The organism is Oceanicella sp. SM1341, from assembly GCF_003448965.1.
Taxonomy (GTDB): Bacteria; Pseudomonadota; Alphaproteobacteria; order Rhodobacterales; family Rhodobacteraceae; genus Paroceanicella.
Window position 1 is genome coordinate 71,296 of sequence record NZ_QRGC01000004.1, and the last position, 12,159, is coordinate 83,454.

A 12,159-nucleotide genomic window follows, 5' to 3' on the forward strand; every position below is an offset into this window, starting at 1 on the left:
TCCCGGGGCCCGCCCCCCGGCCCTGCCGCCTCAGCCCGTCACCCGCGGCAGCCACTCCCGCACGAAGAGCAGCTTCTCGCGCACGCCCGCCGAGACCACGAAGGGATAGAGGTCCGGCAGGCCCATCGACCGGGCCATGTGGTTCATCGCGATGGCAAGGTCGAGGGCGGCGGCCAGAGTGTGCTCGTCGGCCGGGTCGTCGTAGGCATCGCCCTCCACCTGCGAGCGGGGGGTGGCGAGCTGCATGGCCGCGGCACTGTCGAGCATGTCGGTGAGGTGCAGGGCATGGGCCACGGTCTCGGCCCAGTCCTCGTGCGGGTGGGCGCGGGCATATTCGCTCACGTGGCTCTCCTGCCAGCCGGCGGGCGGGCTGCCGGAGGCGTAGTAGGCCTCCAGGGCGGCGCCGTAATCGGCGGTCTCGTCGCCGAACAGGGCGCGGAAGGCGGGCAGGAACCCCTCGCGCGGCTCGAGCCGCAGGAAGAGGTAATGCGCCAGCTCGTGGCGGAAATGCCCGGTGAGGGTGCGGTAGGGCTCGCCGAGCTGGTCGCGCCGCTTCTCGCGCAGGGCGGTGTCCGCCTCCAGGACATTGATCGTGATCACGCCGTCGGCATGGCCCATCATCACCTGCTCGCGCCCCCCGGCCACCAGCTCGGACAGCAGGTCGAACACCGGCGGGCTCGCGGGGTCGCGCGCGGTGAAGATGCCCCAGCGCATCAGGTTGGCGAGCACCCAGCGCTTGGCGGCCTCCGCCTCGGCCCAGAGCGCCGCGTTGCGCCGCACCGAGAGGTCGGGGCGGGTGCGGGTCATCGCGCAGGAGGCGCAGAGCCCGCCGCTGCCGGCCGCCGCCCAGTTGCAGTCGATCCCGGCGCGGTTGGCGCAGCCGGTCACCTGGTCGGCATCGCGAAAGACGCGGGCGCCGGGGTCCCAGACCACCGGCTGGCCGCAGGCACAGGCGAGGTTCTCGAAGTAGAGGGTTCCGGAACAGCTCGGGCAGGCAAAGGTTTCCATCCTGGAACTCCGGGGCAGAGAGGGGGGCAGCGGGACTGTCTGGCTCCTCAACCTAGCGCGCGGAAGCCGCCGCGCAACGGCGCGCGCGAGGTGCCTGTGGCAGCGGCTGCGGCCCGCGCGCACATCGCGAAAAGTTCCCCGGCCGGGGCGAAATTTCCTTGAGAAGAAAATCGGAACTCTCCTCGTGGCGGCACGTTGAACCGGCAGAACACCCGGCACGAAACGCAATACCCGCCGGGAAGGAAACAAAAGGAAGAGGAGATTCGATATGAAACGCCTTATTGCTACTACCGCGATTGCTCTCGTCATGGGCGGGGGTGCTGTCTATGCGCAGGACGTTACCGAGTCTACTTATCTCGAGGCGCCGACTGCCAGCGACGTCTACGCGTCCGAGCTGATCGGCAGCCGCGTCTACGGCTCGGAGACTCCGGCCGAGGCCGACATGGCCCGCCCCGCCGACGGTGACGAGAACTGGGAAGACCTCGGCGAGGTGAGCGACGTCGTGATGGACGAGAACGGCGACATCCGCGCCGTGCTGGTCGATGTGGGCGGCTTCCTCGGCATCGGCGAGAAGACCGTGGCCGTCGAGATGAGCGACCTGTCGTTCCTGCACGAGAACGACGACCCGGACGACACGTTCATCGCCATCAACACCACCCGCGAGGCGCTGGAAAACGCCCCGGCCTTCGAGCGCGAGGACGACACCGCGGCGATGGCCACCGACAGCGACACCGCGGCGGTCGAGGGTGACAGCATGGACAATGCCGACACCGCGATGACCACCAACGAGAACGGCACCGACCAGATGTCGGCGGACAACGTGCCCGACACCGAGATGGCCGAGGCCGACACCGACATGGGCGCCGACCGCACCACCAGCGCCGGCGGCGGCACGATGATGGCGGCTCCCGAGGGCTACACCGAGACCCCGGCCGACCAGATCAAGTCCGACGCGCTGATCGGCGCCACGGTGTACGACCAGAACGAGGCCGAGATCGGTGAAGTGACCGAGATCGTGCTCAACGAGGACGGCACCGCGCAGGACGCGATCGTCGACGTGGGCGGCTTCCTGGGCCTGGGCGCCAAGCCGGTGGCCGTGGACTTCAAGGAACTGCAGGTGATGCAGGGCGAGGACGAGAACGACCTGCGCATCTACGTGCCGACCACCGAGGAACAGCTCAACGACATGCCCACCTACGAGGGCTGAACCCCGACAGATCGGAACGGCCGCTCTTGATCCCCATCCCTGACGGCCGGACCGAGGCCCGCCGACGCCCTCCGTCGGCGGGCTTTTTCCACCCCCCCGCGCCCCCCGCGCGGGGGGTTTCGCTGTTCCGGGCCCCTCCCCCGCCGTATGTCGCCCGAACCGGCCCGCCTCGCGGGCGGAGGCAGAGAGGCAGAGAGGCAGAGAGGCAGAGAGGCAGAGAGGCAGAGAGGCAGAGAGGCAGAGAGGCAGAGAGGCAGAGTCGCGCGGGAACCGCGCCTGGCAAGGGCAGAATTGATCGGGCAGCAGCACCGATGACATGAGCGCGCCCGAGCGGGGTGACCACGTGGCGCGGCGTGTCGACACCTCCCCGCCGGGATCGCCGCGCCAATGCAGCGCCGTCGGTCTGGCCTTGCGCCGGAGGAAGACGTCCTGCCTGCTTCGGCCGGCCTCCCCGGAAGTGGTGGCTGAACCGGAGCCGGGCTGGCGATTGCGCCGCCAGGCCATGCGGCTCACCAGCTGCGGCGGGCCTCCCCGGAGGCGGCGGCAGAGCCGGAGCCGGGCAGGCGACGGCGCGGGGGCGGGCAGGCGCGCGCAGCCGCGGCGCATCCGTCCGTGTCACTGAGCAGCGCGAGCCGGTCCGTCGGCGGAGCCGCGGCGCTCCGCTGAATGCGCAGATCCGGAGCCGGTCTCCCCGGTAGCCGACTGCCGTGTCGACATGAGGAGCGCGCCGGCATCCCCGCCAGGGATTCCGGCCGGGGCCCCGGTTCCCGGGCATCCGGCGCGATCTCCGCCAGTCATCCCCGAGCGCCCGGATGCGGCCGATCGGAACGCTCACGACAGAGCTCCGGCATTGCTTCGGCATCCGCACGCGCAAGGAGGCGACCAGGCCGGCGCACACCGCGCCCGGCCTCGTCTCTAAATCGCAAGGCCGCCCGCCGCCGGCAACACGCGGACGTGACGTTCGGCATCCCCCGAGCAACTCCGCCGCGCGCCCGGCCCCGGGGAAACCGGACGGCCGCCTCCGCTTGCCCGCGCCCGGCGGGCGCGGGGGGAGCCTCAGAAGTCGGTCTTCCAGCCGATACCGATGTTCGAGCTGGTGGTGCCGACATTGCCCTCCGCGGTCACGCCCTCGAAGATGTCGACCTCGACGGTGACAGACTCGCCGCCCTCGCCGCCCACTTCCTTCGAGGCGCCCACGAACACGCCGTCGGCCACGTTCTTGCCCACGGTCACCTCGGCGCCGTCCTCGGTGGGGTCGACCTGCAGCACGTCCACGCCGAGGGCGGAGCGCGCGGTGTCGAGGGGGCCCGCGTCGCCGGTGGTGAGGGTGCGGATGCCGATGGCGAGCTGGATCGCCTGCGCACCGGAGAGCGACTGTTTCGAGGTGCCGAACAGCAGGCGCGGCAACACCTCGTCCTGCGGCAGGGCCGGGGTGGAGTCGAAGCTCACCTCCGGGTCGGAGGCCGGGCCCTGCACCCGCACGCGGCCGGTGATGTCGTTGTCCGAGCGCTCCAGCACCACGTCGAGATCGGGGTCGATGTTGCGGCCGCCGTTGAAGCGCACCTCGCCCTCCGAGAGGTTGAAGGTCTTGCCGATCAGGTCGAACGTGCCGCGCACCCGCTCCACCGAGCCGGTGATCTGCGGCGCGGCGGCGGTGCCGCGCACGTCGATATCGGCCTGCCACTCGCTGTCGAGGCCGCGGCCGCGCACGAAGATGTTGCCCGGTGCATTCACGTCGACGTTCAGCCGCACGGTGCTGCCGGCCTCCGCCTCCTCCTCCGGCGGCTCCTCGCCCTTGATGCGCACGTCGCCCAGCGTGACGATGGAAGGCGGCAGCGCATCGACCAGCCGCACCTCGGCGCGGTCGATGGTCACGTTGCCCTCCACCCGCAGCGCGGTGAAGGGCCCGCGCACCACGATGTCGGAGGAGATCATCGCCGTCACGTCATCGCGGCGCACCAGCACGGCGCGGTCGGCCTTCACCTCGGCGCGCAGGCGCGGCTCGCCATCGCCCGAGAGCAGCCGCACCCGGCCGGTGACCGTGCCCTCGTTGCCGTCCTGCCCGGAGATGTTCAGCACCAGGTCCTGCGGGCTTTCCAGCCGCGAGCGCACGGTGAGATCGGTGAGGATCACGCCCAGGGCGAGGTTCTGGTAGCGGCCGTTCTCCAGCCCGATGCGCCCGGCCACGCTGGGCGCGTCCGGCGTGCCGGAGAGCTCGAGCGCCACGTTGGCATCGCCGGTCACCTCGTGGTCGGCCAGCGGCACCAGCGCCCAGAGCGGCGCGATCTCGCCGCGCCAGTTCACCGAGCCGGTGAGCGAACCGTTGCCCACCACCTGCGGAATGCCGCCCGCGCCCGCGCGCAGCGGCACGCCGGCCTTCACCCGGATGGGCTCGCCGAAGCCGCCCTCCACCCGCAGGGAGACATCGGCCAGCCGGCCGTTCCAGTTTGCCACCAGCCGGCTGCGGAAGGGCTCGGCCTCCGGCGCCACGTCGCGCAGCTTGAGGTTTTCCGCGCGCAGGTCCACGTCGGCGCTGGCGCGGCCGGGGCGGGTGTCGAACACCGCCGTTCCGTGCAGCGTGCCCGACTGCACGGGCGCCTCGCCGAAGTTGTTGGCAAGCGTGAGATCGAGCCGCTCCACGTTGAGATCGCCCGAGAACCCGGCCGCGGAATAGCCCGCGTCGCCGCTCACCCGGCCGCCCTTCGGGAAGCTCAGGTCGAGCCCCTGCACGTCCACCGCCCCGCCCGAGGAGCGCAGGGTGAGCGGGCCTTGCTGGCTCACCTCCAGCTCGCCGTGGCTGGCCTCAAGCCGGCTCACCCGCGCGGTGATGGTGCTGCCCTGCACCGCCAGCGCCGAGGTGAGCCCGGCGGCGAACGGCTTTTCCATGATCTCGCCCGCGGTGTCGGCGGTCACCTGCATGCCGCTGAGCGGGCCGCTCGCGCGCAGGGTGATGGTGTCGAGCCGGCCGGTCTCGCCGAGGTCGAGCACCGCCACGTCGGCGGTGGCGTTCACCGAGGGGGTGCCGAGCGCGTCCGCCACCCGGGCGTCGAGCCGCACCGTCTCGGTGGAGATGTCGGCGGTGCCGATGCCGCGGCCGTTGAGCCGGGCGGCCACGGACTGGCCGCTCTCCGCGGCCTCCAGCGTCACCGTGCCGTCGAGCGCGCCCGCCAGCGGCGTGCCGGCGAAGCGGCCGAGCGGCGCGAGATCGCGGCTCGAGAGCTTCAGCGCGCCGGTGGAGAGCGTGGTGCCCAGATCGGTCGTCATGTCGCCGGTGATCGCGAGGCCGAGGGCCGAGACATCGATGCCGCTCAGCGCCAGCTCCTCGCCCGCGAGGCGGAAGGCGGTCTCGATGCGCGCGTCGCCGATGGCGCCGTTGCTCGCGTCCACCTGCAGCGTGCCCTCCGGCGCCTCGCCCAGCGTCACGTCATGGGTGGCGACGATGTCGCCGTAGCCGGTGCCGGCATAGGCGAGGTCGCGCAGCGCCGCGGTGCCGGCGATGGCGGGCACGGCCTGAGCGAGGGTGAGCGTGCCGTCGGCCTCCACCGCGCCGGTGACATCCTGGTCATAGGCGGCGGCCACGGGGCCGATCTCGGGCGCGCGCAGGGTGTAGTCGAAGCTGCCGTCGGTGGCCGCGAGGTCGAGCGCGCCGCTCACCGAGGCCTGCAGGCGCGGGCCGTCGAGGGCCGCGGTCTCGAGCGTGAGGTCGTCGCCCTCCATCGCGCCGCGCACGGTGAGCTGCGTGGTGCCCAGAACGTCCGGGCCGATGCGGTCGAGGCGCAGGCGCTCCACCGTGCCGTCGGCGGCGAAGGTGAGGCGTTCGCCCTCCTGCGCCACGTCGGCGGTGAGGTCGAAATTCCCGAGGTCGGCCATGGGTGAGCGCACGTCCGAGACCGTGCCCTCCACATGCGCGGTGGGCGCGCCGCCGGCGATCTCCACCCGGCCCTTCACGTCGGCCGCGCCCTCGATGTCCTGGCCATAGGCGCGGGCGAAGGGGCCGAACTGCGGCAGGCGGGCGGTGAAGCTCAGCCCCGCCTCCTGGAAGGCGAGATCGGTGCTGCCCGTGGCCGTCACCTGCATCAGCGGCCCGGCGAGCGAGAGGATGGTGAGGTCGAGCTGCTCGCCCTCCTGCGTGCCCGAAGCGGTGAGGTTGATATCCCCCACCACGTCGGGCTGCAGCTGGTCGAGGCGCACCTGCGTGCCCTGCCCGTCGACGTTGAAGGCGATGCGCTCGCCGGTGCGGGTGACATCGATGTTCAGCTCCAGGTCGCCCGCGTCGGCCGGCGCGGTCTTCAGCGCCGCGAGCGAGGCGACACCGTTGGCCGCGAGATTGTCCGGCGTGCCCTGCACCGTGCCGCGGAAGCCGAAACGCTCGAAATCCACCCCGTCCGCCAGCTTCGCGAGGCCGGACTGGCCGGCGAGGTCGAGCACGAGGTCCATCGCCCCGCTCTCGCGGGCAAAGGTGCCCTGGGCGTTGAGGTTCAGCTCCGGCGAGGTGAGCGCGAGCTCCTGGAAGCGGATCACCCCGGCCTCCTCCGAGACCCGGGCGCGGATGTCGGCGGAGGGGGCGAGCAGGCCGCGCACGTCCTCGGACATCGCCTCGCCGGGCCGCAGGGCGAAATCGGCCGTGACCGAGAGCGGCGCCACGTAGGAGACGGTGGCGGTGCCGTCGGAGGAGAACACCCGGTCGACCGAGGCGTCGAAATCGACCTTCCAGTCCTCCTTCGGCCCGTCGGCGACGAGGCTTACCTGGCTGCGGCTGTCATCGGGGAAGCCGGCGGCGGTGGCGACGATGCCGCCCGGGGCCTCGTCGGCGTCGAGCTGGATGCGCAGCGTGTCGTTGGAGAAGTCGCGCAGGTAGTCCACCGCGATCTTGCCTTCGATCGCGTCGGTGCGGGTGACGTCGAGTTTGAGCGACTGCTGGTCGCCCTCGTCCACCGCCGAGCCGAGCGCGTCGAAGGTGATCTCCTGGGGCAGCACGCCCTCGGCGATGTGGATGTTGTCGAGCCGCATCTCGGAGATGCGCAGGGTGATCGGGCTGCGCGGCCAGTCGAAGGGCGAGGCGTTGGGATCCTCCTCGCCCTCCTTCAGCTCCGGCGCCTCCTGGCCCGGCGCGGGCGGGCGGATCACGTCGAGGTCCTGCACCAGGATCTGCGGGATCTCCAGCTCGCCGCGCAGCAGGCGCGAGGCATTCCACTCCAGCGAGACCACCCCCGCGGTGATCCACACCCCTTCTGAATCGGCCACCTTCAGCCCCTGCAGGCGGGTGACCCCGCTGTCCGGGCTGTCGACCTCCTCCACCGTCACCTCGAAGGATCCGGGCGTGGAGACCTGCTCCAGCAGGAACTGCACGAGCCGGCTGCGCACGTTGAAGATCGAGGTCTGCGCCTGCGCCTCCGGCGCGGCGAGGGCGAGGATCAGCGCGAAGCCGAGGAGGTGGAGAAAGCGCATCAGAAGGCCTGCCCGATGGAGAAGTAGAGCTGGAAGTCGTCGTCGTCGTCCCGCGGGTTCAGCGGCACGCCGATATCGAAGCGGATCGGGCCGACGGGGGAGTAGTAGCGCCCGCCGATGCCCGCCGCGGTCTGCACGCCGTCATCGAAATCCGGGTAGGATTCGGGCGAGACGGAGCCTGCCTCGAGGAAGGCGACCACGCCGATGTCGCCCCAGACCTGCGCGCGCATCTCCGCGCCCACTTCCATGGCCGAGAGGCCGCCCACCGGGTCGCCGTCATCGTCGAGCGGGCCGACCATGTCGGTGCCGTAGCCGCGGATCGAGCCGCCGCCGCCGGCGTAGAGCCGCCGGGTGGGGGGCACGCGGTCGAGGTTTTCCGCCAGGATGCTGGCGAGCCGGCCGCGCAGCGCGAGCACGTACTTGCGCTCCTCGTCGAGCGGCACGTAGGTCGAGGCGTTGCCGTCGAGGGTAAGGAAGGTGGTGCCCTCGTCGTTGTACTCGCCGCCGAAGGGCGTGGCGCTCACCCGGAAGCGGATGCCCTCGCGCGGGTCGAGCAGGTCGTCGGTGTCGTCGTAGCGCACGAACACCGGGATGCCGCCGAGGAAGGCGTCCGAGGTCTCGCCCTCGTCCTTGATGCGGCTGACCTCGACGAGGCCGCCGGCGCCCACCGTCCAGACATCGGAGAGCTCGCGCTCGATGCCGAGGGTGAGCGTGCCGCCCTGCTCCTCGTAGGCGTCAATGTCCTCGTTGCGCAGCTCCAGCCCGCCCACCAGGCTCTGGCCGTCGCGCTTGAACTGCGGCTCGAGGTAGGAGAACTGCAGGCGCTGCGTGTCGAGCCCGGCCTCCAGCGCCACCGAGCCCTGCTCGTTGCGCCCGAAGAGGTTGCGATGCGCGAGCGAGCCCTTCACCAGCACGCCGTCGGTGGTGTCGTAGTAGAGACCGGCCGAGACCGTGCGCGGCGGCCGCGGCTCGCCCGAGACGGTGATCGGCAGGGCGCGGCTCTTCGGCGCGTTCTCCGGCGTGTCGGCGCTCACCGCAGTGAACAGGCCGGTGTCGGAAAGCTCGCGCTGGTAGTCGCGCAGCTTGGCCTGGGAGAAGGTCTCGCCCGGCTCCCAGTTGATGTAGGTGCGCAGGTACTCGTCCTCGACCACGGTGATGTTGTCGAAGGTCACGTCGCCGAAGGTGTAGTGCCGGCCGACCTGGAACGAGGACTGCACCTCGATGGTGTGGGCGGCGGGGTCCGCCACCGCGTCGCGCCCGAGGAAGCGCGCATAGGCGAAGCCGCGGCGCTGCAGCTCGCCCACCGCGGCGTCCTCGGCGGTCACGATGTCCTGGGCCACTGCGGGCCCGCCCACCGGCGAGCCGAGCGCCTTCGCGTCGAGCGGCGGCGGGGTGTCCTCCACCTCCACGAGCTGGAAATCGTGCGCGGCGAGCTCGTAGCGCGGCCCGGGGATCACGTGCAGGGTCACGGTCACCTCCTCCGCCTCGGGGGGCGAGAGCTCGATGGAGGCCGTACCCTCGTAATATCCCTGCGATTTCAGCATCTTCACCAGGGTCTCGATGTCGCCCTCGGCGCGGCGACGCAGGAAGGCGCGGGACTGGGCGCCGTTCTCCTCCAGCCGGTAGACCTGCAGGGCTTCCTCGGCGAGGTCGGAGAACGCCTCGTCCGGGGCGCCGTCCAGCACGATCTCGTAACCTTCGATCTGGGTTTCCGGGGGCGAGGCTTCCGCCAGCGAGAGCTCGTCGCTGCAGCCGCTCGCGAGCCCCGACAAGGCGCAGAGAAGCAATCCGCGCCCCAGCACGTTTCTGTCCAACCGTTCGTCCTGTTCTTCTGTTGGTGAGCCCGCCCTGCGTAGCCGAGGGCGCCGCTCTTGGCCAATCACACTTGGCCACACTCCGCCGGAATTCGCAACAGGTCGGGGGCCGGCTGACGCTACTGTACCAGTTCTTGCGCCGAGCGCGCCAGGGCGAAGGCGCGCTTCTCGAGCAGCACCGGCGTCTCGCAGACATAGGTGAGCGACTGCGCGCGGTCGCGGTAGATGCGCGTGTCCCAGGCGAGCTCGTCCTCCAGCTCCTCGATGCGGTCGGGGTCGCGCTCGGCCTCGGGCAGGCCGGAGAGCCGGTGCAGCTCCTGCTGCTTGGTCTCGATGCGCCCGGTGAGCGCCTGCTGCTTGTGCGCATAGCGCGCGATGCCGCCGATGAGCGCGGCGCGCTCGCGGTCGATGAGCTCGAACGCCCCCTCGAAGGCCAGCAGCAGCTGCGCGCGCCGCGCCGCGCCGCCGTCCTCCACGAAGCCGCTCATCAGCGCCTTCGCCTCCTCCAGGCTGGTGCGGCGCTGCGCCAGCCGATGGGCCAGCGCGGCCACCTCGCGGTCGGCCTTCCAGTCGCCCTCCGGAAGCGGCCCGGCCCACATCTGCCCGATGGAGATATGCCCCACCTTGGGCTGGATGCAGGGCCAGTCGGGGTCCTTGTAATCGGCCGCGGCGGCGGCGCCGGCGAGCCAGATCCCCGCCAGCCCCGCGGCCAGCCCCGGCAGGGCCCGGCGGATCACGTTTTCGCGAGTGATGCTGCACTGCGACATTTCGCACATCCTATATTCATCGCTTCGTGTTTCATATGTTGGAAAGCGCGGATCGAGCGGGGGCCAACCCCGCCGCGCCGGAGCCCCGAAGGGGCATCCACGCTGTCCTGGGGGGAGAGGAAGCCGAACCGTCGGGCGCCAGCCCGGCTCAACAGCCACCGATCCACGGACCTCGTCATGATCGAACTCATCTTTGTCGCCTGCCTCCAGTCCTCGCCGAGCCACTGCGAGCAGAATGCCGTCCAGTACGCCGAGCCCATCAGCGCGATGGCCTGTGCCATGGGCGCCCAGCCCGAGCTCGCGAAATGGAGCGAGACCCACCCGGGCTGGACCATCGCCCAATGGAAGTGCCAGTCCGTGCGCGAGCGGGAAATCCACATCTGAGGCGGGCCGGCTCGGCCGCGCGTCCGGGGCCTCCCGGAGCCCTGCCGCCCCGCCGGACACGGCCCGGAAAGACTGGCCGCGCCGGGGCGCGGCCGTCAAAGCCTTTCGACTAATAAGAGAATCATAAGAATCGGGCCGCTTTCGAGCCCTTCCCCCGAAGTCTCTGGAATCGCGTGCACTTCCCCGCGCCCCGCGCCGGATTCCGGTCGCCCTCGGCGCGGCCCTGTACTAAGGTATGAGGATGGAGGGGGGTGAAAGGACTGGACGCAAAGCGCCCGGTCCGATGAAACTCACCCCAATCCGTCGCGCCCGGAAAACCGGGCCGCGATCCATCTACCAGATCGAACGGGGGAGTACCTCTATGAAGACCCGCGCAGCCCTTGCCATCCAGGCCGGGAAGCCTCTGGAAATCACCGAAGTCAATCTCGATGGCCCGCGCGCGGGCGAGGTGATGATCGAGATCAAGGCGACCGGACTGTGCCACACCGACGAGTTCACCCGCTCCGGCGCCGACCCGGAGGGCATCTTCCCCGCCATCCTGGGCCATGAGGGCGCGGGCGTGGTGGTCGAGGTCGGCCCGGGGGTCACCTCGGTGAAGCCGGGCGACCACGTGATCCCGCTCTACACCTGCGAATGCCGCGAGTGCGAGTATTGCCTCAACCCCAAGACCAACCTCTGCCAGGCCATCCGCACCACCCAGGGCCAGGGCCTGATGCCGGACGGCACGTCGCGCTTCTCCACCCTCGATGGCGACCCGATCTACCACTACATGGGCTGCTCGACCTTCTCGAACTACACCGTGCTGCCGGAGATCGCCGTGGCGAAGATCCGCGAGGACGCGCCCTTCGACAAGGTCTGCTACATCGGCTGCGGTGTCACCACCGGCATCGGCGCGGTGATCAACACCGCCAAGGTGGAGATTGGCAGCCGCGCCGTGGTCTTCGGCCTCGGCGGCATCGGGCTCAACGTGATCCAGGGCCTGCGCATGGCGGGGGCCGACCAGATCGTGGGCGTCGACCTCAACGACTCGAAGAAGGAAATGGCCGAGCGCTTCGGCATGACCGACTTCGTGAACCCCAAGGAGGTCGAGGGCGACATCGTTCCCTACCTCGTCAACCTCACCAAGGGCGGGGCCGACTACACGTTCGACGCCACCGGCAACACCACGGTGATGCGCCAGGCGCTCGAATGCGCGCACAAGGGCTGGGGCGAGTCGATCATCATCGGCGTGGCCGCGGCCGGCGCCGAGATCTCCACCCGGCCCTTCCAGCTGGTCACCGGCCGGTCCTGGCGCGGCACGGCCTTCGGCGGCGCGCGCGGCCGCACCGACGTGCCGAAGATCGTCGACTGGTACATGGAGGGCAAGATCGAGATCGACCCGATGATCACCCACCACCTCAAGCTCGACGAGATCAACCACGGCTTCGACCTCATGCACGAGGGCAAGTCGATCCGCGCCGTCGTCGAATACTGATCCGGAACGGAGAAGCCCCGCGCGAGACACTCGCGCGGGACTTTTCGAACTCGTGCG

Annotated in this window: 7 protein-coding genes; 3 read left to right on the top strand and 4 right to left on the bottom strand. The window is 70.7% G+C overall.

The window, feature by feature from the left end:
* Positions 1-30: 30 nt before the first annotated feature.
* Complete coding sequence (locus tag D3P35_RS05630; RefSeq protein ID WP_118133499.1) at positions 31-1,008, bottom strand: putative zinc-binding metallopeptidase; 978 nt, start codon at positions 1,006-1,008, stop codon at positions 31-33.
* 268 nt (positions 1,009-1,276) lie between these two features.
* On the opposite strand from D3P35_RS05630, the gene D3P35_RS05635 reads away from it, so the two are divergent.
* Positions 1,277-2,215 carry a PRC-barrel domain-containing protein gene (locus tag D3P35_RS05635; protein WP_118133500.1) on the top strand — a complete coding sequence of 313 codons (939 nt, stop codon included), beginning with the start codon at positions 1,277-1,279 and terminating at the stop codon, positions 2,213-2,215.
* Positions 2,216-3,271: 1,056 nt separating this feature from the next.
* On the opposite strand, the gene D3P35_RS05645 is transcribed toward D3P35_RS05635, so the two are convergent.
* The 3 genes from D3P35_RS05645 to D3P35_RS05655 all read right to left on the bottom strand — a co-directional run bounded on the left by D3P35_RS05645 (position 3,272) and on the right by D3P35_RS05655 (position 10,244).
* Entirely contained in the window at positions 3,272-7,663 is a 4,392-nt protein-coding gene (locus D3P35_RS05645) for a translocation/assembly module TamB domain-containing protein (protein WP_118133501.1), read from the bottom strand.
* Positions 7,663-9,477: an autotransporter assembly complex family protein gene (locus D3P35_RS05650; protein WP_157982045.1), complete on the bottom strand. Its 1,815-nt coding sequence runs from the start codon at positions 9,475-9,477 to the stop codon at positions 7,663-7,665. The genes D3P35_RS05645 and D3P35_RS05650 overlap by 1 nt, the downstream gene beginning before the upstream one ends.
* 119 nt (positions 9,478-9,596) lie before the next feature.
* Positions 9,597-10,244, bottom strand: a complete 648-nt coding sequence (locus tag D3P35_RS05655) for a hypothetical protein (protein ID WP_232830396.1) — start codon at positions 10,242-10,244, stop codon at positions 9,597-9,599.
* A 177-nt stretch (positions 10,245-10,421) separates the two neighbouring features.
* On the opposite strand from D3P35_RS05655, the gene D3P35_RS05660 reads away from it, so the two are divergent.
* Complete coding sequence (locus tag D3P35_RS05660; RefSeq protein WP_118133503.1) at positions 10,422-10,628, top strand: hypothetical protein; 207 nt, start codon at positions 10,422-10,424, stop codon at positions 10,626-10,628.
* A gap of 361 nt (positions 10,629-10,989) precedes the next feature.
* Positions 10,990-12,102, top strand: coding sequence for an S-(hydroxymethyl)glutathione dehydrogenase/class III alcohol dehydrogenase (locus D3P35_RS05665; RefSeq protein ID WP_118133504.1), 1,113 nt, complete (start codon positions 10,990-10,992; stop codon positions 12,100-12,102).
* Positions 12,103-12,159: the final 57 nt, after the last annotated feature.